26 protein-coding genes and 1 tRNA gene are annotated in these 21,622 nt (G+C 57.4%); 3 read left to right on the top strand and 24 right to left on the bottom strand.

What is annotated here, in order from left to right; all coding sequences use genetic code 11:
• Nucleotides 1-3: 3 nt before the first annotated feature.
• The 6 genes from rplI to rpsF form a co-directional block, all read right to left on the bottom strand.
• Nucleotides 4-450, bottom strand: coding sequence for a 50S ribosomal protein L9 (rplI, locus tag ACSEXS_RS12835; RefSeq protein ID WP_438433632.1), 447 nt, complete (start codon nt 448-450; stop codon nt 4-6).
• Complete coding sequence (locus ACSEXS_RS12830) at nt 447-2,402, bottom strand: DHH family phosphoesterase (protein ID WP_438433631.1); 1,956 nt, start codon at nt 2,400-2,402, stop codon at nt 447-449. Before ACSEXS_RS12830 ends, rplI begins: the two co-directional genes overlap by 4 nt.
• Nucleotides 2,403-2,421: 19 nt before the next feature.
• Nucleotides 2,422-3,342: a DUF2232 domain-containing protein gene (locus ACSEXS_RS12825; protein WP_438433630.1), complete on the bottom strand. Its 921-nt coding sequence runs from the start codon at nt 3,340-3,342 to the stop codon at nt 2,422-2,424.
• Nucleotides 3,343-3,479: 137 nt separating this feature from the next.
• Nucleotides 3,480-3,755 (bottom strand): 30S ribosomal protein S18, encoded by a 276-nt coding sequence (gene rpsR, locus ACSEXS_RS12820; protein WP_058300566.1) that lies wholly within the window; start codon nt 3,753-3,755, stop codon nt 3,480-3,482.
• A 21-nt stretch (nt 3,756-3,776) separates the two neighbouring features.
• A complete protein-coding gene (ssb, locus tag ACSEXS_RS12815; RefSeq protein ID WP_438433629.1) occupies nt 3,777-4,247 on the bottom strand; it encodes a single-stranded DNA-binding protein in 471 nt (156 codons plus the stop codon).
• Between the two features lie 47 nt (nt 4,248-4,294).
• Nucleotides 4,295-4,582, bottom strand: a complete 288-nt coding sequence (gene rpsF, locus ACSEXS_RS12810; protein WP_438433628.1) for a 30S ribosomal protein S6 — start codon at nt 4,580-4,582, stop codon at nt 4,295-4,297.
• Nucleotides 4,583-4,841: 259 nt separating this feature from the next.
• Here rpsF and ACSEXS_RS12805 point away from each other — a divergent pair, with 259 nt between their 5' ends.
• A complete protein-coding gene (locus ACSEXS_RS12805; RefSeq protein ID WP_438433627.1) occupies nt 4,842-5,036 on the top strand; it encodes a YjzC family protein in 195 nt (64 codons plus the stop codon).
• Nucleotides 5,037-5,189: 153 nt separating this feature from the next.
• On the opposite strand, the gene ACSEXS_RS12800 is transcribed toward ACSEXS_RS12805, so the two are convergent.
• Together ACSEXS_RS12800 and ACSEXS_RS12795 are read right to left on the bottom strand one after the other, a co-directional pair.
• A complete protein-coding gene (locus ACSEXS_RS12800; protein WP_438433626.1) occupies nt 5,190-5,984 on the bottom strand; it encodes a class I SAM-dependent methyltransferase in 795 nt (264 codons plus the stop codon).
• 171 nt (nt 5,985-6,155) lie between these two features.
• A tRNA-Ser gene (locus tag ACSEXS_RS12795) sits at nt 6,156-6,246 on the bottom strand.
• Between the two features lie 162 nt (nt 6,247-6,408).
• Here ACSEXS_RS12795 and ACSEXS_RS12790 point away from each other — a divergent pair.
• On the top strand, nt 6,409-7,161 hold the full coding sequence (locus tag ACSEXS_RS12790; protein ID WP_438433625.1) for a WD40/YVTN/BNR-like repeat-containing protein: 753 nt from the start codon (nt 6,409-6,411) through the stop codon (nt 7,159-7,161).
• A 158-nt stretch (nt 7,162-7,319) separates the two neighbouring features.
• Here ACSEXS_RS12790 and ACSEXS_RS12785 read toward each other — a convergent pair whose 3' ends face one another.
• From ACSEXS_RS12785 to ACSEXS_RS12775, 3 genes are read right to left on the bottom strand one after another with little or no spacing between them, the layout of a single operon-like run.
• Entirely contained in the window at nt 7,320-7,574 is a 255-nt protein-coding gene (locus tag ACSEXS_RS12785; RefSeq protein WP_438433624.1) for a DUF951 domain-containing protein, read from the bottom strand.
• Nucleotides 7,575-7,578: 4 nt separating this feature from the next.
• On the bottom strand, nt 7,579-8,463 hold the full coding sequence (locus ACSEXS_RS12780) for a mechanosensitive ion channel family protein (RefSeq protein WP_438433623.1): 885 nt from the start codon (nt 8,461-8,463) through the stop codon (nt 7,579-7,581).
• Between the two features lie 38 nt (nt 8,464-8,501).
• Nucleotides 8,502-8,744, bottom strand: a complete 243-nt coding sequence (locus ACSEXS_RS12775; RefSeq protein ID WP_438433622.1) for a putative Se/S carrier protein — start codon at nt 8,742-8,744, stop codon at nt 8,502-8,504.
• 83 nt (nt 8,745-8,827) lie between these two features.
• Here ACSEXS_RS12775 and yyaC point away from each other — a divergent pair, with 83 nt between their 5' ends.
• Nucleotides 8,828-9,463: a spore protease YyaC gene (gene yyaC, locus ACSEXS_RS12770; RefSeq protein ID WP_438433621.1), complete on the top strand. Its 636-nt coding sequence runs from the start codon at nt 8,828-8,830 to the stop codon at nt 9,461-9,463.
• 154 nt (nt 9,464-9,617) lie between these two features.
• Here the strand turns inward: yyaC and ACSEXS_RS12765 are convergent, their stop codons facing one another.
• The 13 genes from ACSEXS_RS12765 to ACSEXS_RS12705 all read right to left on the bottom strand — a co-directional run bounded on the left by ACSEXS_RS12765 (nt 9,618) and on the right by ACSEXS_RS12705 (nt 21,619).
• Entirely contained in the window at nt 9,618-10,121 is a 504-nt protein-coding gene (locus ACSEXS_RS12765; protein WP_438433620.1) for a DUF4446 family protein, read from the bottom strand.
• Between the two features lie 31 nt (nt 10,122-10,152).
• Nucleotides 10,153-11,301: an aminotransferase class V-fold PLP-dependent enzyme gene (locus tag ACSEXS_RS12760; protein ID WP_438433619.1), complete on the bottom strand. Its 1,149-nt coding sequence runs from the start codon at nt 11,299-11,301 to the stop codon at nt 10,153-10,155.
• An 80-nt stretch (nt 11,302-11,381) separates the two neighbouring features.
• Nucleotides 11,382-12,236, bottom strand: a complete 855-nt coding sequence (locus ACSEXS_RS12755; protein ID WP_438433618.1) for a ParB/RepB/Spo0J family partition protein — start codon at nt 12,234-12,236, stop codon at nt 11,382-11,384.
• On the bottom strand, nt 12,229-12,990 hold the full coding sequence (locus ACSEXS_RS12750) for a ParA family protein (RefSeq protein ID WP_438434034.1): 762 nt from the start codon (nt 12,988-12,990) through the stop codon (nt 12,229-12,231). Before ACSEXS_RS12750 ends, ACSEXS_RS12755 begins: the two co-directional genes overlap by 8 nt.
• A 401-nt stretch (nt 12,991-13,391) precedes the next feature.
• Nucleotides 13,392-14,207, bottom strand: coding sequence for a nucleoid occlusion protein (noc, locus tag ACSEXS_RS12745; protein WP_438433617.1), 816 nt, complete (start codon nt 14,205-14,207; stop codon nt 13,392-13,394).
• A gap of 169 nt (nt 14,208-14,376) precedes the next feature.
• A complete protein-coding gene (rsmG, locus tag ACSEXS_RS12740; protein WP_438433616.1) occupies nt 14,377-15,123 on the bottom strand; it encodes a 16S rRNA (guanine(527)-N(7))-methyltransferase RsmG in 747 nt (248 codons plus the stop codon).
• Nucleotides 15,120-17,012: a tRNA uridine-5-carboxymethylaminomethyl(34) synthesis enzyme MnmG gene (gene mnmG, locus ACSEXS_RS12735; RefSeq protein WP_438433615.1), complete on the bottom strand. Its 1,893-nt coding sequence runs from the start codon at nt 17,010-17,012 to the stop codon at nt 15,120-15,122. The genes rsmG and mnmG overlap by 4 nt, the downstream gene beginning before the upstream one ends.
• 27 nt (nt 17,013-17,039) lie before the next feature.
• Nucleotides 17,040-18,416, bottom strand: coding sequence for a tRNA uridine-5-carboxymethylaminomethyl(34) synthesis GTPase MnmE (gene mnmE / locus ACSEXS_RS12730; RefSeq protein WP_438433614.1), 1,377 nt, complete (start codon nt 18,414-18,416; stop codon nt 17,040-17,042).
• A 128-nt stretch (nt 18,417-18,544) separates the two neighbouring features.
• Nucleotides 18,545-19,165, bottom strand: a complete 621-nt coding sequence (gene jag, locus ACSEXS_RS12725) for an RNA-binding cell elongation regulator Jag/EloR (RefSeq protein WP_438433613.1) — start codon at nt 19,163-19,165, stop codon at nt 18,545-18,547.
• Between the two features lie 19 nt (nt 19,166-19,184).
• Nucleotides 19,185-20,075 carry a YidC/Oxa1 family membrane protein insertase gene (locus tag ACSEXS_RS12720; protein WP_438433612.1) on the bottom strand — a complete coding sequence of 297 codons (891 nt, stop codon included), beginning with the start codon at nt 20,073-20,075 and terminating at the stop codon, nt 19,185-19,187.
• A gap of 130 nt (nt 20,076-20,205) precedes the next feature.
• Nucleotides 20,206-20,553: a ribonuclease P protein component gene (rnpA, locus tag ACSEXS_RS12715; RefSeq protein WP_438433611.1), complete on the bottom strand. Its 348-nt coding sequence runs from the start codon at nt 20,551-20,553 to the stop codon at nt 20,206-20,208.
• 110 nt (nt 20,554-20,663) lie between these two features.
• Entirely contained in the window at nt 20,664-20,798 is a 135-nt protein-coding gene (gene rpmH / locus ACSEXS_RS12710; RefSeq protein WP_438433610.1) for a 50S ribosomal protein L34, read from the bottom strand.
• Between the two features lie 101 nt (nt 20,799-20,899).
• Entirely contained in the window at nt 20,900-21,619 is a 720-nt protein-coding gene (locus tag ACSEXS_RS12705) for an ABC transporter ATP-binding protein (protein WP_438433609.1), read from the bottom strand.
• Nucleotides 21,620-21,622 lie beyond the last annotated feature (3 nt).

Below are 21,622 nucleotides of genomic sequence, written 5' to 3'. Positions count from 1 at the left end.
CCCTTATTCCTCCGTCACTTGAACCTTGAGGGTTCCGGTGATTTCGGGATAGAGCTTGATCGGAATATTCATCGTGCCGACCATGCGGATCGGATCGTCCAGCACCATCTTGCGCTTGTCGATGACGATCTTGTGGGTCTTCTCCAGCTCCTCGGCGATCTGCTTGGTCGTAATCGAGCCGAACAGCCGGCCGCCTTCTCCCGCTTTATGCTTCAGCGTCAGGGTGATGCCGGAGAGCTTCTCGGCAAGCGCTCGGGCGTCCTCCTTCTCGCGTTCCTTGCGCTTGGCTTCCGACTGCTTCTGCAGGTCGAGCGTCTTGATGTTGCCGTCCGTGGCTTCCTTGGCAACCCCCTGCTTGAACAAGAAGTTCTTGGCGTATCCCTCGGAGACTTCCTTGACCTCGCCCTTCTTGCCCTGTCCCTTGACGTCCTTCAGAAAAATGACCTTCATTCCGCCAACCCCTCTTCCATCATCATTTTCGCCAGGATTTTCTTCAGTCTTTCGGTAACCTCGCCGATCTCGCCGTCAATCTGCGTCGCTGCGTTGGACAGATGCCCGCCGCCGCCCATCTCCTCCATAACCAATTGAACGTTCAGGTCTCCGGTGGAGCGGGCGCTGATGCCGATCAGTCCGTCCGTTCGCTCCCCGATGACAAAGGAAGCGATGATCCCGGACATGTTCAGCAGCGTATCCGCTACCTGGGCGAACAGCACCTGGTTGTGCCGCTGACCCTTTTCGGCGGCCGCTACGGCGATCCGGTCATAGAGAATTTCCGCATGCTTGATAATATCGGCCTTGCTCACATACGTGCCGAGGTCTTCCTTCTGCCACTGCTGGATCATGCCGAGGTCCGCTCCGCTGCGACGCAGGTAGGAGGCCGCATCGAAAGTCCGCGAGCCGGTCCGCAGGCTGAAATTCTTCGTATCCATCATCATCCCGGCGAGCAGCGCCGTCGCCTCCAGGGCGCCCAGCGTCAGCCGCTCGTGAATGTACTGCAAGAGCTCCGTCACCAGCTCGCAGGTCGAGGAAGCATAGGGCTCCATGTAAATCAGCATGGCGTCCTGCAAGTAATCCTCGCCCCGCCGGTGATGGTCGATCACCACCAGCCGGTTGGTCTGGGCCAACACCCGCGGCTCGGCGACCATCGACGACTTGTGCGTGTCGACGACGATGGCCAGAGTCCGCGCCGTGGTGATCTGCGTGGCCTGCTCGGGGGTGATAAACCGGCTGGCCTGCTTCTCCTCCTGCAGCTCGTTCATCAGCATCTGAATGGACGGGCCGACGCAATCGATGATGATGAAGCCTTCCTTCTTATGCGCCTGAACGGCCTTCAGCACGCCGATGGCGGCCCCGATCGAGTCGAGGTCGGGCAGCTTGTGCCCCATGATCACGACATTGTCGCTTTCCTTGATCAAATCGCGCAGCGCGTGGGCGATGACCCTGGCCCGAACCCGCGTGCGCTTCTCAATCGCATTCGTACGGCCGCCGTAAAAGGAGGTCTTGTCGCCCACCTTTACCGCGACCTGATCGCCGCCGCGGCCGAGCGCCATATCGAGACTCGACTGCGCCAACTGGCCGAGCTCGGTGATGCTGTCCGAGCCGGAGGCGACGCCGATGCTGAGGGTGATCGGCACCTTGAGCTCGGCGGTCATGTCGCGGACGTCGTCCAGGAGGCTGAACCGGTCATGCTCCAGCTCCTGCAGCGAGCGCTGATTCATCAGCAGGAGATGGCGCTCCGACGACAGGCGGCGCAGGTAGATGCTGTTCTGCTGGGCCCATTCGTTCATAACGCTGGTGACCTTGGCCAGGAGAATGCTGCGGGTCTGGTCATCCATGCCCTGCGTCGCTTCCTCCAGATTATCCAGCAGCACGATGCCGATGGCGAGCTTCTCGTCCTCGTACTTTTGCCGGAGCTCGGCTTCCTCGGTGATGTTGCGGATGAAGATCAGCCGTTCGTTTTCCTTAACGAGCCCCTGATAGATCTTGCCGTCGATGAGAAACTCCATCAGCGAATCCCGGTCCCTCTTCTTCATGGCCGGAACCACTTCACCGAGCGCTTCCCCGATCACCGAAGCCTTGCCGACAATCTGCCCGATAAAAGGATTATGCCATTCGATCCGTTTGTCTTCGTCGTAGAGGATAATGCCGATCGGCATCTCCTGCAGCACCAGACCCCCGGCCTTCTTGATCCGGTTTGACAAGGTTGCCACGTAGCGGTTCAGATCCTTGCGGAACGCCTTCTCCGCCCGAATCGTATAGAACCCCAGAACCGCCGTTAAGACAAGACCGGCCAAAGCCAGCCGCCAGTCCTGCAGGAAAAGCAGGAACGACAGCACGGCCAGGGCGGCGAGCGCCGCCAGCACATGGCGGCCATGCCAGCGATTCAGCAATTTCTTCGGCATTCCGGTACGCCTCCGCTAGTCAAGTTTTATCCGTCAGCCTTTCCTTGAGGGAGAACAAGAGATCGAGAAGTCCCACGAAGACCGCGATGTACATGCCCATGTTGAAGATAAGAATGAGAACAAGCGCAATCCAGGGAATCGCCTTGGACCATCGGAACTTCTTACCCACAAAAGCCAGGAAGGATAAGGCTTGCAGCGTCAGCAGCAGCATCAGCAGCGGCAGCAGATTCAGTACGATCATCGCCAGAGCCGAACCGTTGGTCTGGTTGATGAACAAGCTCGCCACCAGCACGACGATGAAATAGATGGCCGTGACGCGCGGAACGCGCCATTTGCTGAGCGGCGGCAGAGCGGGAATGCTCCCGTCCTGTTTGCCAAAGAAGGCGCGGGCCAGGCCGTGCGTGATGAGCGCGTAATAAAAGCCGATCGCCAGCATGACCAGAGGAGAAGTCATCTGCAGCGTATAGAACAAGGCATCGAGCTGCGACAGATCAATGTACTTTTCCGGCACCCCAGCCAGGCTTTGGTGCATCATCGTCTTCATCGCCTCGAACGGATCGTGTCCCGATAGCCGGACCGCAATCAGTGTCAGGATCATCTCCGCCACCAAGGTCAGCGCACCGGCCACCACCGTGCGGTATGCCGTCCATTTGCGTTTGTATAGGGTGCCCATCACAACCGCTCCGGGCAGGAAAATCAGCGGGAACAGCAGCATCACCGGGGCCCAGGAGCCGGAAGCCAGCCCGACCAGCAGCAGATTCGCCGCGTAGATGGGAAGAAACCGCTTGAGGTCCAGCTTCATCATCAGATAGAGGATGACCGCCATCATCAAATGGATCGTGAGGAGATTGATTCCGGGCACGATCAGTGAGAAAAAGATAAGAAAATGGACGACGCTCCAGAGAAGCGGCATCCGTATGCTCGGAAGCTTACGGTTCACCCGGACCCACTCAACCTCTCTATGTTCAGACTTACCCCTCATTATAGCATAACACTCCGGCGGCAGGATAGAATCGCCTCGCGCCGGACAAATCAAAAACAGCCGGGCATGGGCCCGGCTGTCTAAGCAAACTCCGCTTATTCCGTGGTGTACGGAAGCAGAGCGATTTGACGGGAACGCTTGATGGCGGTCGTCAACATCCGCTGATACTTCGCGGACGTTCCGGTTACACGACGGGGAAGAATCTTCCCGCGCTCGCTGATGAACTTGCGGAGCGTGTCGGTATCCTTGTAGTCGATGTATTTAATCTTGTTGACGGTGAAGTAGCACACTTTACGGCGCTTGTTGCGGCCCTTGCGGCCGCCAAACTTGCGCTCGCCGCGTTCTTCTCCGTCGCGCTTGTTGATGCTCATCCTCTTTTCATTCCTTCCGGTTTAAAATGGCAAATCATCATCCGATATATCGATCGGCTTGCCGTCGTCTGCGAAGGGGTCCTGATGGTCCCGTCCGCCTCCGCCATATCGGTTGCCTGCCGGTTCCTCGCGGTATCCCCCGTTCCCTTCGGCCCGTCCTCCGCCTTCGCGGTTCGGGGATTCCAGGAAACGCACATTGTCGGCGACCACTTCGGTGACGTACACCTTGCGGCCTTCGTTGTTGTCGTAGTTCCGCACTTGAATGCGGCCTTCGACGGCGCACAAGCGGCCTTTGCGCAAATAATTGGCACAGGTTTCCGCAAGCTGACGCCACGTGACGACCGGTATGAAATCGGCTTCCCGTTCCTTCTGCGAATTCGTGAAGGGCCGGTCCACCGCCAGGGTAAACTGAGTTACGGCCACACCCGCCGGCGTATAGCGCAGCTCGGGGTCGCGGGTCAATCTTCCGATCAGAATCACACGATTTAACATCGGCTTCCTCCTAACGGCAATTAAACAGTGGGGCTCGGCTACGAACCTTAGGCGACGTCGTTGATGATCAGGTAACGAATGACTTCGTCGGAAATCTTCATTACGCGTTCCAGCTCGGCCACAACCGCGGGCTCCGCGGTGAAGTTGACGAGGACGTAGAATCCGTCGCGGAACTTCTTGATCTCATACGCGAGACGGCGTTTGCCCATCACTTCGCTTTTGGTTACTTCGCCACCACCGTTGGTAATGATGGTTTGGAATTTTTCAACCGCTGCTTGAAAAGCTTGTTCTTCCGCATCGGGACGAACAATGTACATGACTTCGTACTTGCGCATTCTTGGTTCACCTCCTTATGGACTTGGCGGCTCCCTCTTGGACATCAGGGCATCCGAGGATGCCGAAGGAGCAAGGAGCGAGAAAAGGGTTAACAAAACTCGCACCTTCTAACTATAGCATTTTGGCTAGGCAAACACAAGTGCGCATTTGGGCCGCCGGACAAGCAGGAAGCACCTGCAATTCCGTTCTTTACCATGGCTCACCGGGTTATGGGAAAAGCGCGGGAAGCCAAACTAATCGGGAGACGGAGGTGAGCGCATGGGCGAGAAAACCGAGTTCCGGGCAGGCGACAAGGCTCCCAACACCGGAACCTATATGGAGATCGGCGAGAACGACCGGATCATGGGCATCCAGAACCCGCAGACCATCCAACTGGAGGCGGGCGAGGAATTCCCCGAGCCGTCGAACCACAACCGCAAGTGGACGCGCAAGCACCGCAATTCGGAAAACTGACGCTGGTCTAATCCGATATGCCAAAGAGGACCCGTTCGGCGTTTTTCGCTTCCGCCGAAGGTCCTCTTTTGGCATCGTGGTCCTGGCTGCGGCTCCATGTCTACCGCTTTTCCCGCCGAAGCTCCCATCCGGTCCGAAAGGGCTGCCGCTTGGTTAGAGCATCCGTTCCGCGATCAGCGTAAAGGTCTTGGGAATTCCCTTGTCGAAGGTGTCGGACGACTGGTTCGGCAGCTCCTCCAGCTTGCGGATGAACAGGCCCGCCTGCGCGACGCCGGTAACGATCTCCCCGAGCGTCCAGTTGCGGAGCGCCACCGTCGGCGTCTCGTCCCCCTTAACCTCATCCGGAAGGAACTTGGCGAACGCCGCCTCCTTCACCTCGAGGCTCTCGTCGAAGTAATCGCCCGTCACCTTGTGCTTGCGGATGGCGGCCGTGGTTCCCTTGGACGAGATGAGCTTGGTCGAGACCGGATGGAAATCCTGAAGGGCCAGTACCCCGCCCGGCTTCAACAGCCGCCGAACCGTCTCGAACAGCGGAGCGAGATCGGTAAAATAATGAAGGATGCCGAATTCCATGAACACCACGTCATAAGGGGTCTCAAACTCGCTCTCCGGCAGCCGAAGGACATCGGCCAGAACATACCGCAAGGATACTCCTGCCGCTTTCGCCAGTTCCCCGGCATACCGTTCGTTCCCCTCGGAAAAGTCGATCACCGTGGCATCGGCACCAAGCAGCGCCAAGGCGACGGCTTTGTTGCCGTTCGACCCGAGCAGGTTCGCCACCCGCTTGCCGGCGACGCTTCCGCCCATGTCCGCAAGCACCGGACCGATCCGCTTGGCCGGGTCCCGGACGATCTTCGCCGCCGCCTCTTCGGGAGACCCGAAGCGCTCCAGCCATGCCGCATACGTGCCGCTGTTCCATGCCGCCCGGTTCTGTTCTTCTCGCTCCATCCTCTGTATCCGCTCCGTTTCTGGCGCTCGCTTCTCGCTTGAAGCATTCCCTTCGCCGTATCGTCCATTCGTCAAAACAAAAAACCTTCCCCTGTGTCGGTAAACACAAACGGAAGGTTCATGAAGGCCTTGTTATGTAGCTGAATATTCTCCCTAACGCTTAGGTTGGGATGGCGGAGAGGGTGGGATTCGAACCCACGCACGCTTTGACACGCCTAGCTGATTTCGAGTCAGCCCCCTTGGGCCTCTTGGGTACCTCTCCATATGGATGACACGAACGTTATTGTACCACAGCGAGTCCGCTTCTTGCAATACCTACTTGCTTCCAGTCGCTTTTAACCTTTCCGATCGCCCGCATCCTTTCATCGCTTCTTTTCGTCCTCTTTACAGAATCCTCAACTCTGCGGGAGCAAGGAGATATCCGATGAACCGAAAGCGCGCATTCTTGATGCTTATGGCGGCTCTAAGCCTGCTGTCCGGCTGTACATTCGACCGAGTAGTCCGTCAAGTCTCCCCCTCCTCTTCCGGGCTGTCTTCGCCTGCTCCACCGGAAACGGCCGATTCGCCCTCACCCGCTGTCTCCGGGGCGGATCAACCGGTAAATCAGCGGGAGGAGTCGTTCTTTCTTAACGATCAAGTCGGATGGAAATCCCTCTATGAGGGTTATGGCATGTTCCGCGAGGACATGACTCTGTACCAAACCCGGGATGGAGGGCAGACCTGGAGCGAAATCGCCAAATCAGCGGACAAGCAAAGCTTCCTTCCCGAAGGAGTCAAGTCGGGGATGGTATTTACCAGCGAGACAAAGGGCTGGATCACGACGAATGCCCCCTGGCAAGGGACGGTCGGGTTGTATGCCACACAGGACGGAGGAACCACCTGGAGCAAACAAGCCATCGCTGTGCCCGATTCGTTCCAGGATGCTCTGCTTTTCGTTTATCCGCCGCTCTTCGTAACGCCCAAGGATGGCTTCCTCGTCACCCGTCCGGACTCGACCCGCTCCTTGGTTTTCGTCACGGAAGACGGAGGCGACCACTGGAAGGCTATCGTCGATCAGCCAAAAGGATCATTCGCCCGCTGCTCCTGGTCGCTTGCTGAGGGCGTCTATGCCGTGCAGCACGATAACCAAACCTGGACTCTGAACACAGGCGGCTCGGGAACCTGGAGTCAGGATTGATGACTGGCTCCTCTTCTCGTAAGCTTTGTGCCGGGTCGGCAATTCCACCCAAAGAAAAAAGCCTGTACCGGGTACAGACTCGTCGATTCCTGCCTTCCCGAAAGCAAGGGTTCAGGCTTTTTGCGTTGGCTTCGTTTTTTTCATCTCGGATTGCCTCGTTACTCCAAGCCTTCCCCCGTCCCCTCACCTGCCCGCCGTTCCTGCTCCTGAGCCGCCAAAGCCGGATTCGAGCGCAGCACCTTCTTCATCTTGCTCTCGAACTTCGCCCGCGGGATCAGCACGCTGTGCTTGCAGCCCGTGCAGCGCACCCGGATATCCATGCCCATCCGGATGATCTCCATCTCGTTGACGCCGCAGGGATGCGGCTTCTTCATCAGGACGACATCGCCCAGCTGAAATTGCTTCCGTTCCATCGTCTCACCCCTTCTCCTCGGGCAGATAGCTCGCTCCCTTGACCGGCGGCAGCTCCGCTTCCTTCCACCGCCGCTCGATCTCGCGGTTCAGCTCGCGAATGACGCTCTGCCGCGTCTGCGGCTGACACTCCAAGGTGATCCGTACCGCCGCATTGCTCTCGCCAAGCGTTTGAATGCCCTGGACAAGCGGCAGGCTTACCACATTGGAATTGGATTCGTACAACCGCTCCAAGATCGGCTGAAGCTCCCGGAGCGCCCGTTCCACGTCATCTTGGTAGCTGAACGACAGGTCCACCACCGCTACCGGGTTGCCCATCGAGTAATTCGTGACCGCCGTAAACGTGCTGTTGGGCAGGATGTGAACCTCGCCCGTATAAGCCCGGAGGGTCGTAACCCGCAGGCCGATCGATTCCACCGTTCCCCGGTAATTGCCCGTTTGAATCACGTCGCCGACGGCAAACTGATCCTCGAAAATAATGAAAAAGCCGGTGATGATGTCCTTGACGATGCTCTGAGCGCCGAAGCCGATGGCGAGACCGACCACTCCCGCCCCCGCGAGCAGCGGACCCAGATCAAAATGAAACTGGCTGAGAATCAGCAGCAGGGCCAGGAAATTGACCGTGTAGGTGATGACATTCTCGATCAGCACCCCGATGGTCTTCGAACGCCGGGCATTGATGCGCAACCGGCTGTTATCCTTTTCGAGCACCATCCGGGCGATGGCCGTTCGGGCAAAACGGTTCACCAGTCGGGCCGCAAGCAGAATGAACGCGACCTTCAGCAGGGTCGCCAGCAGCCCCCACCACATTTCCGGATCTACGAAGAAATCGCGGATCTTCTCCCACATATCCGCAACTTGCGTATTATTCACCTGTAACGTCAATAGCACAGCCAGCCCTCCCTCCCTCTTTTTCTCTCAATCCGGGTCTACCACTCTACCGGAACATATCCATCGGTATGGAACCGAAATATCCCGCGGATCTCTACCTGTTCCGACCGCAGCAGTCCCGCCACCTTCGGCAGCTCCTCTTCGGCAAATCCGATGGACAGCGCGCAGCCCGCCGTGATGCTCTTGGGCGTCGGCTGCGTGTCGCTTTCCACCCCTGCATAATCGAGCAGCATTTCCGTTCGGAGCGCCTGCTGGGTGGAATCGAACGCGATGAGCAACATCGAATTTCCTCCTCTTGGGAAAGCGCGTATAAAACTACTAACTTCTTCATATACTAGTAAAAAATCAACCGCGGAGGAATCCCATGAAGCCAGAAGCCAAAAGCGCCAAGTCGTTCTCCTTTTCGCCCATCCTCTTTTCCAAAGACGAAAGCCGCGTTGCCGAGCGAATGGCCGAACAGCTCTCGTCCTGCCTTCGCTTGGTTGACGCCGATCGTCCGGTCGTGTTCATCTGCGTCGGAACCGACCGCTCCACCGGCGATTCGCTGGGGCCCCTCATCGGGTCGCGGCTGCGCCGTTACAACTTCAGCGATATCCATCTGTACGGCACACTGGAGCAGCCCGTTCACGCCATGAATCTGAACGAGATCATGTGCGCCGTTCACCGCGACTTCCAAGATCCGTTCATCATCGGAATCGACGCTTGCTTGGGGCAGCTCGCCCATATCGGCAGCGTTAAACTCTCCCCCGGTCCGCTGCGCCCCGGGGCCGGCGTCAACAAGGAGCTGCCCGAGGTTGGAGAAATGCACATCACCGGAATCGTCAACGTCGGCGGCTTCATGGAATACTTCGTGCTGCAGAACACCCGACTCAGCCTGGTCATGGACCTCGCCGAACTGATCGCAAAAGCCATCTACATGTCACTGATCCACTGCGGCCGGATCGCTTTATTTACTCGCACCAACCTCTACCGCGAACAAGCTTCCTCGGGAATGGAATAAATCCAGGGGCTTGTCACACGTCCCTCTCTGCAGCTTGGCAAAGGAATCGTTCCACTGGTTCAACAAGCCCTCGGCTGCGACAACGCATCCGTCCGGGCTTGTTCCCGTTCTCAACTGCGCTTGGACTCCGGCTTACGTGCCGTCGTTCCCCGCCTTACTTGCGCCGACCGCTCGCCGCCAGCTCAATAACGTGCTTTTCCTCCGGAGATAAGGTGTAGCTTGATTCACCCTTCGCCAGCGGTTTGGCGTACATAAAGGTCTGATCGCGGCCGTGAATGCCGGTCAGCACCACTCCATCGCGAAGCTCATCGACAATGGCCAGCGAGAAGCTGAGGTCGCTGCCGTTCTGATCGAACGCCTGATAGCGGACCACCTCCACCTTGCTCTTGTGCCGCTTCAAGGATTCCTTCAACTCTCGAAGCTCTGCGTCCGTTGCATCGGTCGCTTGGCCCCAGCGATTCACCCGCTCCTGGATATCGATCAGCAGCTCTTCATAATCGGCTCCCGACTTGCCGTTCAGCATCGTCTTATAGCGTTTGTTTAAACGGCCCAGCCTCACCCAAACAATTACAAATAAGAGCAGCGATGCCGCAAACAGCGCCAACCCGCCGGCAAAAAAAAGCTCCGATTGCCCCAGAGTTCCCTCCGTCAACCCCATGGTTCTCCATCCCCTTTTTTTCTCTGCTCTGTCAACCTTGCCGCATCTCATGCAAAGCCGCTAAAAGCGTATCGATCTGCTCGGCTGTAGTTGCGTATCCGACGCTGGCCCGAACCGCTCCGGTCGCTTCCGTTCCCGCCGTTCGATGCCCGAGGGGACTGCAGTGGTAGCCTGCCCGCACGGCAATTCCGTATTCCCGGTCCAGCCGGAACGCCGTAACCGCCGGGTCCTCTCCCTCCAGGACGAAGGACACTAGCGCTGCACGCTCTTCGCCTGGCGCCGGTCCCAAGCAGCGGACACCCGGCAGCTCCAACAAACCGGCGTGAAGCCGGTCGACCAGCGCCTGCTCATGCCGGCGAACGGCCTCCGTCGTCGTCTCCCGCACGTGACGCACGCCTTCCCTCAAGCCGACCGCTCCCGGCGTGTTCCGTGTTCCGGCCTCGTACCGTTCCGGCCGAACGCTCGGCTGCCGGATCTCCTCCGAATTGCTGCCTGTCCCCCCCTGCAGCAGCGGTTCCAGCTCCAAGTCGGGGGCCAGGTACAAGCCACCCGTCCCCTGCGGACCGAGCAGCCCTTTATGGCCGGGGAATGCCAGCATATCGATTCCCATTGCTTCCACATCAATCGAGAAGCTGCCTGCCGTCTGAGCCGCATCGACGAGCAGTCTGACTCCCCGCCTGCGGCAAAGGGCAGCGATATCGGCAATTGGCAGGACACTGCCGAGCAGATTCGACGCATGGCTGCAGGCGACAAGCGCCGTGTTCAGCTTAAACGCCTCTGCAAGCCGGGTCAACTCCAGTTTCCCGTGATGTCCCGCAGGAATATAGGTAAGCTCGATCCCGCCATGCTCTTTCAACCATTCCAGCGGCCGCCGAACGGAATTGTGTTCCAGTTCCGTCGTAATCACATGATCACCCGGCTTCAAAAAGCCTTTCAGCGCCAAATTCAGCGCTTCCGTCGCACCGGACAGCAGTGCGATATCCGTTGGCCGTGCGACGCCCAATAGCCGGGCCAACTCCAAGCGGCATCCGTAGAGGGCCCGCGAAGCCTCCATCGCTTGGCGATGCCCGCCACGACCCGGATTGGCTCCGTTCCCCTCAAGAAAATGGACCATCGCTTGCGTGACGGCTGGCGGCTTCGGCCACGATGAGGCCGCCCAGTCCAGATAGATTGGCTCCACCCTCCTACCTCCCTTTGAAAACAAAAGAAGCATACCGCGGTCCCTAGGGAATCACGCCGGTATGCTTACAGCCGATCCGGTTAAGACGGCGATCCCTGTAGCATATCCAGCAACCGCTGCAGGTCATCTTCCGAATAATAGGAAAATTCGATCTTCCCTCTTTGCTTGCCGTGCTTGATCTTGACGGTCGTATGGAAATATTCGCGCAGCGTTTCCTCGGCCTGCACGATATACGGATTCCCCTTGGCCTTGCGGGCCGGTTCCGCTTCCTTGGTCTTTTTTTGCTCTTGCTTTTTGATCGCTTCCTCCAGCTCGCGCACGCTCCATTGCTCGCGGATGCAGATGTCGGCAAGCTGCTTCTTCATCTTGTCGCTCTTCACGCCGGCAATGGCGCGGGCATGGCCCATCGACAATGTTCCACGTGAAACATATTGCTTAATTTCTTCCGGAAGCTGGAGAAGACGCAAGAAGTTGGCAACGTGCGACCGACTCTTGCCCACCTTCGCCGACAGCTCTTCCTGCGTGAGCTGGAGCGATTCGGCCAGGGTTTGATAAGCGACCGCCAGTTCGATGGCATTGAGATCCTCGCGCTGAATGTTCTCGATCAGTGCGATTTCCATCACTTGGCGGTCGGTGAACGCTTTAATCACCGCCGGAATGGTCTCCAGACCGCATTCCTGCGCCGCCCGGAACCGCCGCTCGCCGGCGATAATTTCATATCCGCGAAGGACGCTGCGGACGATGATCGGCTGGATGACGCCGTGCTCCTTGATGGAGCTGGCCAATTCCTTGATCGTCTCTTCGTTGAACGTTTTGCGCGGTTGGTACGGATTGGCGCGGAGCTGCGAGAGCGGAATCTCGGTTACCTTGTCGTCGTCGTTGATATTTAAAGAAGGAATGAGCGCATCCAAGCCTCTTCCCAAACGCTTATTCATATTGAACCACTTCCTTGGCGAGTTCCATATAGACTTCGGCTCCTTTGGATCGGGGGTCGTACGTGATGATGGATTGCCCGTGGCTGGGCGCTTCGCTGAGCCGAACATTGCGCGGAATGATTGTTTGGTACACTTTTTGCTGGAAGTATTTCTTGACTTCTTCAATCACTTGAATGCCCAGGTTGGTGCGAGCGTCGAACATCGTCAGCAGAACGCCTTCGATCTGCAAGCTGGTGTTCAGATGCTTTTGGACCAGCCGAACGGTATTGAGCAGTTGGCTTAGCCCTTCCAGGGCGTAGTATTCGCATTGGATGGGGATGATGACCGAATCGGCAGCCGTCAAGGAGTTCACCGTGAGAATGCCGAGAGAAGGCGGACAGTCGATCAGAATGTAATCAAACAAGTGCTTGATCAGCTGCAGCGACTTTTTCAACCGGACCTCGCGGGATATGGTCGAGACCAATTCGATTTCGGCGCCTGCCAGTTGGATGGTGGCCGGAATGATCTTTAGGTTGGGGATGGCGGTTTCCATAATCGCATCCTTCGGATGCACATCATTGATCAGCACATCGTAGATGCAGTTGTTGACATCCGCCTTGTTGATCCCGATTCCGCTAGTCGTGTTGCCCTGCGGATCGATATCGACCAGCAGCACTTTCTTCCCGAGATAGGCAAGCGACGCGCCCAGATTGACTGAGGTTGTGGTTTTCCCTACCCCGCCTTTTTGATTCGTCACGGCGATAATCTTGGACAAAGTGTTCACCCCAGAATTCGAAATGCCAATATCGGACGGCTCCTCGGTGGCCGTAGGCTCTTCTTCCAACAGGGGCAGGGACAGGCCGAGGCCTCCCCGCTTCCTGGCTGCGGGTTGTTGTTTTTCCATCTGTACGGTTTTCAACTGCTTGTCCTTCCCATCCAGTTCGTTATCCTCTCGCATGCTGGGATTCCATTAAGTAAGGTTAGAGAATCGTGCGGAGGAGAAAGACGGATAACGGGCTGTTCCTATCAATTTTCGTTTCATACAGGCATACAAATAGACGAAGAAGATGCTAAAAAGGATGCCGAAGAAAGAAAAACGGCTGCCCGGTTCGGCTCAAAACAAGCCGGACCAGTCTGCCCCGTTGAACGGCTCTTGCGCTATGGTCTATCTGCCTGCTATTTCTTCGGAATGGTGATGATAATCTCGTAACGGTCCTCGTAATTCTGTTCCTTCGTCTTGACGGTCATGCCGGAATTGCTGATCATATCGACGGATTGGCGGATTGTGTTGAGGGCAAGCCGAACGTCCTTCGTATAAGAGAGCCGCTTGGTCTTCTTCAGCTGAGCTGCTTCCTTATAAAAAGCGATCCTCGCTTCCGTCTGCTTGACGTTCAACTCTTTAGTAATAATATCGCTTAATACCTTCAATTGCAATTCTTCCTGGTCCAGCGACAGCAGGGCGCGGGCATGGCGTTCGGTGATTTTTCGCTCGGCCAAGGCCTGCTTGACCCCGTCCGGGAGCTGCAGCAGCCTGATTTTGTTGGCGATTGTGGATTGACTCTTGCCCAGCCGTTGAGCGAGACTCTCCTGAGTCAACTGATGCATTTCCATTAATTGCTGGTAAGCGATCGCCTCCTCCAGCGCCGTGAGGCCTTCCCGTTGAAGGTTCTCGATCAACGCAATCGAGGCGGCCTGCGAATCGTTGAATTCGCGAACGATCGCCGGAATGAATTCCATCCCCAGCTTGCGGACAGCCCGGAACCGCCGCTCTCCGGCGATGATTTCAAACCCGCCGTTGCGCACGCGCACCACGATCGGCTGAATGACGCCGTGTGTCTTGATCGTCTGGCACAGCTCGTCGATCCGTTCCTCGTCGAAGATGGTGCGAGGCTGGTACGGGCTCGGCACGATCTCGGAAATGGGAATCTGCTTGACCTCGTCCGCGGAACTGCGTTCGTTAAAGCCAAACAACTTGGACAGCTGCTCTTTCATCGGGCACAATCACCTACTCATCTACATTCTGTGATAAACGGAGCGTCGGCCTCGCGTTCATCGCTGCCTTTATCTTAATTCTCCGCGATGCCTGCCAATTCCTCCCGGGTATAATGTATCATTTCCGTATCGATCATGTTTCACGTGAAACAATCGGCGGCGGAGAAACTTAAAGCAGCGGTTGCTTAACCGGAAGTCCGGCCTTGCGCGGGTATTTTTTGGGAGTGGATTTGATCTTGCGCAGCATCACCATATAGCGTTCGGCATCCTCCATCGGCAGCCGGAAGGAATGGGTGCCAGCCAGCTCGGCTCCGAGCTCGCGGATGGAGACGCCCGCTTCCGCGGTTTCTTCGGCTACCGCCGCCCCTTTCATCGCGGCAAACCAGCCGCCAACCTTGACGAAGGGCAGGCAAAGCTCGTTCAAGACCGCGAGCCGCGCCACCGCGCGTGCGGTTACGGCGTCGTAACGGTCGCGATGCTCGGTTAGCCGGGCGATGTCCTCCGCTCGTCCGTGGACGAGCGTTACTCCTTCCAGGCCGAGGGTATCCGCCAGATGCCGCAGAAAGCCGATCCGCTTGTTCAGCGAATCGACGATCGTTAGCTTGAGGTGGGGAAAGGCAATTTTCAGCGGGATTCCCGGGAAGCCCGCTCCCGACCCGATATCGGCGAGGGTTTCGACGGAGGACAGATCTTCGAAGAAGGCGAGCGAGAGGGAGTCGTAAAAATGCTTGATATAAACTTGATCGCGATCGGTGATGCCGGTGAGGTTCATCTTCTCATTCCACTCCACCAGCTCGCGGTAGTACAAATCGAACTGCTCCATCTGCCGCTGGTTTAGGGCTAGCCCCTTCTCTGCCGTGAGCCGGATTAGTATCTCTGCCAGGGAGGCAGACTTGCTGGAATCGTTCTCGCTCATTCGCTTCGGGCCGCCTTCACTTTGTTATAGTGCTCCAGGTGGATCAGCAGAATGGAGATGTCGGCAGGGGTCACGCCCGAAATGCGGGAAGCCTGCCCGATCGAGATGGGACGGATTCTTTCCAGTTTCTGCTTCGCTTCCGAGGCCAGGCCATGGATTTCGTCATACCGAATATCGTCAGGTATCTTCTTCTTTTCCATCTTCTTCAGCCGTTCCACCTGAGCCAGCTGCTTCTCGATGTAACCGGCATATTTTACCTGGATCTCGACCTGCTCCTTCATCTCTTCGGTGAGCGGTTCAGGCGGCGACGAAAGCCGGCTGAGTTGCTCATAGGACACCTCCGGCCGCCGCAGCAGCGAGATGCCGTCGACCGCCTGAGCGATGGGTGCGGTTCCGATGTCGGCCAGAACAGCCGCGGTTTCCTCGTCGGGGCGAATCCGGATGTCCTTCAGGCGCTGCAGCTCGGCCGCCACCCGCTCCTTCTTGTGGAGGAAAGCCTCATACCGCTGCTGCGAGATCAGTCCGAGCTCATAGCCGAGCGGCGTCAGCCGCAGGTCGGCATTGTCGTGCCGGAGCAGCAGCCGGTATTCGGCGCGGGAGGTCAGAAGCCGATACGGCTCATTCGTTCCCTTGGTGACCAGATCGTCGATCAGCACGCCAATGTACCCTTCCGAACGATCCAACACGACCGGGTCCTTTCCCTGCACCTTGCGGGCGGCATTGATGCCGGCCATGATGCCCTGTCCGGCCGCCTCTTCGTAACCGGAGGTACCATTGATCTGACCCGCCGTGAACAAGCCGCTGACGAGCTTGGTCTCCAAGGAGGGATAGAGCTGCGTCGGCACGACGGCATCGTATTCGATGGCGTACCCGGTGCGCATCATCTCCACCTGCTCCAGGCCGGGAATCGAACGGAGAATCTCAAGCTGCACGTCCTCCGGCATGCTGGTAGACAAGCCCTGGACATAATATTCGGCCGTATTCCGCCCCTCGGGTTCGAGGAAAATCTGATGCTTGGGCTTGTCGGCGAACCGGACAATTTTGTCCTCGATGGACGGACAGTAGCGCGGACCCGTTCCCTCGATCTGCCCGGTGAACATCGGCGCCCGGTGCAGATTGCGGCTGATCACCTCGTGGGTTTCGCCGGAGGTATACGTCAGCCAGCAAGGCAGTTGATCGGGTACCGGCTCCGTCGTCTCATAGGAGAAGAACTTCGGATGCTCGTCTCCGGGCTGAATCTCCGTCTTGCTGAAATCGATCGTATCTTTGTGCACCCGGGGCGGAGTGCCGGTCTTAAACCGGATCAGCTCCAGCCCGAGGCTTTTCAGCGAGGCGGACAGCTTAACCGACGGCTGCTGGTTGTTCGGGCCGCTCTCGTACATCAGCTCGCCGACGATCACCTTGCCGCGCAGGTAGGTGCCGGTCGTCAGTACGACGGACGGGGCGTAATAGCGTGCGCCCGTCTTCGTCTCGACGCCTCGGATGACGCCGTTCTCCACGAGGAGCTCTTCCGCCATCCCCTGCTTCAGGGTCAGGTTCGGCTGTTTCTCGATCGTTTCCTTCATCTCATGCTGATAGAGGAACTTATCGGCCTGGGCGCGCAAAGCGTGAACGGCCGGGCCCTTGCCTGTGTTCAGCATGCGCATCTGGATATAGGTCTTGTCGATGTTGCGGCCCATCTCTCCCCCGAGTGCGTCGATTTCCCGCACCACATGCCCCTTGGCCGGTCCGCCTACCGAGGGATTGCAGGGCATGAACGCCACCATATCCAGGTTGATGGTGAGGAGTAACGTGCGGCACCCCATCCGGGCGGCGGCGAGAGCCGCCTCGCAGCCGGCGTGGCCCGCTCCGATCACGATGACTTCATATATGCCCGCATCATATCCCATAACGAGCTAACCTCCTTGGGTATTGCCTTATTTGCCGAGGCAGAATTGGGAGAAAATCTGATCCACGAGCGAGTCGGCCATCTGATCGCCGACCATTTCCCCGAGGTACTCCCAAGCCCGGCGAAAATCAATCTGAATCATATCGATCGGCACCAGCAGATCGGCTGCGGAGACCGCATCCCGGAGGGCTTCCTCCGCCTGCCGCAGCAATTGAATGTGCCGGACATTGCTTACGTAAGTAAGGTCCCCGCCTTCCACATCACCCTGGAAGAACAGATCGGTCACCGCCTTTTCCAGGCGGTCCATCCCTTCCTCGCCCAACACGGACAGGCGTACGATCCGTTCGGCAGGGTACCACATCATGACTCGCTCCAAGTCCGCTTCCTGCGGAAGGTCGGTCTTGTTGACCACCACGATCGTCGCCCGCTCGCGCAGGTCCTCCAATCGCTTAAGCTCATCGTCCGACAGCGGTTCGCTGCCGTTCAGCATAAACAGGATGAGATCGGCCTCATCCAGCGCGCCCAACGACCGCTCGACGCCGATCCGCTCGACCACATCCTCGGTCTCGCGGATACCGGCCGTATCCAGCAGCTTGAGCGGAATCCCGTTCATCGTAACATATTCCTCAATGACATCTCTAGTTGTCCCGGGGATGTCGGTGACGATCGCCCGATTCTCCTGGGCGAGGGCATTCAGCAGCGACGACTTTCCTACATTCGGCCTGCCGACGATGGCGGTGGTGATGCCTTCCCGGATCAGCTTGCCTTCTCCGGCCGATTTCAACATGGCCTCCACCTGTCCAATCGCTGCCGTTCCCCGCTCGCGGATGAAGGCCGTCGTCAATTCCTCTACATCGTGCTCGGGGTAATCGATGTTGACCTCCAGATGAGCCATCACCTCGACGAGCTCCTGGCGCAGCTTCTTCACCCGCTTGGAGAGAGCGCCCTCGACCTGCTTCAGCGCAAGCTTATGCGCCTTATCCGACTTGGCGCGGATCACATCGATGACCGCCTCGGCTTGAGTGAGGTCGATTCGCCCGTTCAGGAAGGCGCGCTTCGTGAACTCTCCCGGCTCGGCCAGCCGGACGCCGCCGGCCAGCAGCAGATCGAGCACCCGCTTCACCGAGACGAGCCCGCCGTGGCAGCCAATCTCGACCACATCCTCCATCGTGAACGAACGCGGGGCGCGCATGACGGTCACGAGCGCCTCCTCCACCGTCTCGCCGGTAGCCGGATTCGCCAGATGACCGTAATGAACGGTATGCGTCTTGGCTCGCTCCAGTTTGCCGGCCGGACGGAATAAGCGTCCCGCCTGCTCCACGGCCTGCGGTCCGCTCACCCGGATGACGGCGATTCCCCCCTCGCCGAGCGGGGTGGAAATAGCGGCTATGGTGTCTTCCATCATGGGTTGTACGCCTCCTGTCTGATCGGATACAAAAAAAGAAGCAATGACCGGCGAGATCCCCAAGTCATTGCGCCTTTGTTATCCGCTTTCCGAATAAGGGCGGATGCCCTCTCATGAGTCCGCGCTTGCTAGGAACGCAAAGCGATGATAATCCGCCGGTTCGGCTCTTCTCCCTTGCTGAAGGTCTTTACCCCGGAGTGGTTCTGCAAATAAGAATGAATGATCTTCCGTTCGGAAGGAGACATCGGCTCCAGTACGACTTCCTTGCGGGTCTTCATGACACGCTGGGCCAATCGCCGGGCGAGGTCCTCCAGCGTCTTCCTGCGCCGCTCGCGGAAATGCTCCGCATCCAGCACAATGCGCAGGTGAGCGTTGGAGAATCGGTTCGCGACGATCGTCGTGAGGTACTGCAGCGCATCCAGCGTCTGGCCGCGGCGGCCGATCAGGATGCCGAGCTCCGGTCCGCTCAGGTTGAGCAGGGTGCCCTCCTCGTCCTCGGTCCGTTCCACCTTCACCTCGAGGTTCATCGTTCGGAATACCTCGTCCAGGAAGAGCATAGCCTCCTCGATCGGATCGGGGATTTTCTCCAGCTCCACCTTCGCTTCCCGGGCGCCGATCAAGCCGAACAGGCCCTTCGCGGGCTGCTCCAGCACCGAGACTTTCACGCGCTCCGCAGGGAGATTCCACTGCTTTAGCCCCGCGTTTACCGCATCTTCAATGGTTTTCCCCGTAAAAACGGCCTTCTTCATAATATCGGGACCACCCCTATTATTTAGATGGTTTTTTCGCGGTTTTGCCGGCGGACTTGCCTGCATTCTTGGGAGCGTTCTTGACGTTGCCGTTCTTGACGGAACCGCTCGCGGAGCCGCTCTTTTTCTTGGAGACGGCGTTCACGGCAGCCGTATCTCCGGCCGTTACGACAGCGACGCCCGGCTTGTCCCGGTAAATGAAGAAGTTCTGGATGATGGTGAAGAGGTTAGAGAAGATCCAGTAAAGCGGCAGAGCGGCCGGCATGGTTTGGGCGATGAAGAAGATCATAACCGGATAGATGAGCATAATGGTCTGCATGGCGCCCATCTGCTGCGTCTGCTGCTTGGGCATCAGCTTCGTCTGAAGGAAAGTCGTGAGTGCAGCGACAATCGGAAGGATATAATGGTCGGGAGATCCCAGCTGAATGCCCAGGAAGGCATGCTCGCGAATTTCCGGCGTCCGATAAATGGCGTTGTAGAGAGCCATGAGCACCGGCATCTGGATGAGCAGCGGGAAGCAGCCGGCCATCGGATTTACTTTGTTTTGCGTGAAGAGCTTCATCGTCTCTTCTTGCTGTTTTTGGGGCTCGTCCTTGTACTTCTCTTTAATCTTGGCCAATTCCGGCTGAAGGGCCTGCATCGCCTTACTGCTCTTGTACTGCTTAAGCGTCAAGGGAAGCACGACAAACCGGACAATGATGGTAACGACCAGGATGGAGATACCGTACGCCCCGCCCGTTAAATCGCCGATATATTTAAGAAAATCCGACAAAGGCCCAACAAAAAAACGGTCCCAAATCCCGCTCTGGCGGTTAATTTCCTTGAGGGTGCCGTCTTTATTATTTACCGTACAGCCAGCCATCAGTAGAAGGAGCGCAACCGGCCAAAGCTTTGAAAATTTCCTGATCAAAAGAATGCCTCCCGAAGCCAATATCATTTCATGTCTAAAGTCAAATATAACATATTTACCCTAACAAAGAAACAAATCAAGCCCAGACTGCAAGGCCCCTCTTTGTGTACGGAACAGGGTCGGCTTGGTTTCATTTTTGTTTGCCGCTGATTCCGGAACGGCGGATTACATGCAGCAGGCTTCGTTCCATCTCCGCATAGTCCATCGAGGCAACCGGCTTGCGGGCGATGATCACCACATCGAGGCCCGGCTGGATCTTGTCCGCGTTCAGCCGGACGATTTCCTTCATCCTCCGCCGGATGCTGTTGCGAACGACGGCATTGCCGAGCTTCTTGCTTACCGATACGCCGAGGCGGAAGGGTCCGGGCTCTCTCTGCGGTAAAAAGTAAAGGACAAACTGAAGGTTCGCAGTCGACTTGCCCCTGCGGTATACCCGGTTGAAGTCCTCTCTCTTGCGCAGGCGATGTTCTTTGATCATAACAGGTCGGCGGCCCTCCGTATGTCAGTTTTAACGGTTTTCCGTGAAAATATAAGAGAGACTAAAGAATAAGGATACAAAAGAAAAAGACCACGCTCGTGGTCTTCCTCTTAGGCGGACAGTTGCTTTCTGCCTTTTAACCGGCGAGCCGACAGGACCTTCCGGCCGTTTTTGGTGCTCATCCGCTTGCGGAAGCCGTGTACTTTCTTATGCTTCCGCGTATTCGGTTGATAAGTCGGTTTCATCTATTTTGCACCTCCCGAATATGCCATCCTTAAAAATACCTTTCCCCATTACAACACGTCTAAAGCGAAAAGTCAAGAAAAGAAGCGCCGCTTCGGGAAATTTATCGGGTGAGCTCGAGAAAAATCTCCTCGAGCGTTTGAGTGGAATGATACGGGGTCCTCAACTCCTCCATCGTTCCGGAAAAAAGCCGCTTTCCCTTATGCAGGATGGCGATCTTATCGCATAGATGTTCCGCGGTTTCCAGGATGTGCGTGGAGTAGAATACCGATCTCCCCGTTTGCGTGTACTCCTTCATAATTTTCTTCAGTTCGCTATTGGCCTTGGGGTCCAAGCCGGTCATCGGCTCGTCGAGGATCAGCAGCCGGGGGCGATGGATCATGGCGCCGATAATGGAGATTTTTTTCTTCATGCCGTGGGAATAGGCGCCGATCGGTTGACCCAGATGCGGCTGCATTTCGAATCGGTCCGCCAGCTCCTCGAGAATCGCCTTCCGTTCGGTAATCGGCACCCCATAGAGATCCGCCAAAAAGGTTACATATTCAATCCCCTTTAAACGCAAAAAAAACTCATGCTGATCCGGAACGAAGCCAAACTGGCGCTTCGCCTCGAGCGGCTGCTTTTGAATGCTGCACCCGTTCAGCTCGATTTCCCCTTGGTCCAGATCCAGAATGCCCGTTATCAAGCGGATGGTCGTCGTTTTTCCGGCCCCGTTCGGACCGAGAAACCCAAACAGCTCGCCCGGCATCACCTCCAAGCTCAGGTTATCGAGAACCGGACTTCCGCCATGGTAGCTCTTGCTGACATTCCTTATCGACAACATGTC

Origin of the sequence: Gorillibacterium terrae, from assembly GCF_051594785.1 — a bacterium.
Classification (GTDB): domain Bacteria; phylum Bacillota; class Bacilli; order Paenibacillales; family NBRC-103111; genus Gorillibacterium.
The sequence above is the reverse complement of the archived record's forward strand: the minus strand, read 5'-3'. Positions and strand labels throughout refer to the sequence as shown.

Bases quoted from the DNA above. Each gene is read 5' to 3' on its own strand.
- rpsR (WP_058300566.1), bottom strand. From the start codon at position 3,755: ATGAGCATCAACAAGCGCGACGGAGAAGAACGCGGCGAGCGCAAGTTT.
- ssb (WP_438433629.1), bottom strand. From the start codon at position 4,247: ATGTTAAATCGTGTGATTCTGATCGGAAGATTGACCCGCGACCCCGAG.
- jag (WP_438433613.1), bottom strand. From the start codon at position 19,165: ATGAAGAAGGCCGTTTTTACGGGGAAAACCATTGAAGATGCGGTAAAC.
- yyaC (WP_438433621.1), top strand. From the start codon at position 8,828: ATGAAGCCAGAAGCCAAAAGCGCCAAGTCGTTCTCCTTTTCGCCCATC.
- ACSEXS_RS12790 (WP_438433625.1), top strand. From the start codon at position 6,409: ATGAACCGAAAGCGCGCATTCTTGATGCTTATGGCGGCTCTAAGCCTG.
- ACSEXS_RS12830 (WP_438433631.1), bottom strand. From the start codon at position 2,402: ATGCCGAAGAAATTGCTGAATCGCTGGCATGGCCGCCATGTGCTGGCG.
- ACSEXS_RS12755 (WP_438433618.1), bottom strand. From the start codon at position 12,236: ATGAATAAGCGTTTGGGAAGAGGCTTGGATGCGCTCATTCCTTCTTTA.
- noc (WP_438433617.1), bottom strand. From the start codon at position 14,207: ATGAAAGAGCAGCTGTCCAAGTTGTTTGGCTTTAACGAACGCAGTTCC.
- ACSEXS_RS12805 (WP_438433627.1), top strand. From the start codon at position 4,842: ATGGGCGAGAAAACCGAGTTCCGGGCAGGCGACAAGGCTCCCAACACC.
- rnpA (WP_438433611.1), bottom strand. From the start codon at position 20,553: ATGATCAAAGAACATCGCCTGCGCAAGAGAGAGGACTTCAACCGGGTA.
- rpmH (WP_438433610.1), bottom strand. From the start codon at position 20,798: ATGAAACCGACTTATCAACCGAATACGCGGAAGCATAAGAAAGTACAC.
- mnmG (WP_438433615.1), bottom strand. From the start codon at position 17,012: ATGGGATATGATGCGGGCATATATGAAGTCATCGTGATCGGAGCGGGC.
- ACSEXS_RS12705 (WP_438433609.1), bottom strand. From the start codon at position 21,619: ATGTTGTCGATAAGGAATGTCAGCAAGAGCTACCATGGCGGAAGTCCG.
- ACSEXS_RS12800 (WP_438433626.1), bottom strand. From the start codon at position 5,984: ATGGAGCGAGAAGAACAGAACCGGGCGGCATGGAACAGCGGCACGTAT.
- mnmE (WP_438433614.1), bottom strand. From the start codon at position 18,416: ATGATGGAAGACACCATAGCCGCTATTTCCACCCCGCTCGGCGAGGGG.
- ACSEXS_RS12785 (WP_438433624.1), bottom strand. From the start codon at position 7,574: ATGGAACGGAAGCAATTTCAGCTGGGCGATGTCGTCCTGATGAAGAAG.
- rsmG (WP_438433616.1), bottom strand. From the start codon at position 15,123: ATGAGCGAGAACGATTCCAGCAAGTCTGCCTCCCTGGCAGAGATACTA.
- ACSEXS_RS12765 (WP_438433620.1), bottom strand. From the start codon at position 10,121: ATGGGGTTGACGGAGGGAACTCTGGGGCAATCGGAGCTTTTTTTTGCC.
- rplI (WP_438433632.1), bottom strand. From the start codon at position 450: ATGAAGGTCATTTTTCTGAAGGACGTCAAGGGACAGGGCAAGAAGGGC.
- ACSEXS_RS12775 (WP_438433622.1), bottom strand. From the start codon at position 8,744: ATGTTGCTCATCGCGTTCGATTCCACCCAGCAGGCGCTCCGAACGGAA.
- rpsF (WP_438433628.1), bottom strand. From the start codon at position 4,582: ATGCGCAAGTACGAAGTCATGTACATTGTTCGTCCCGATGCGGAAGAA.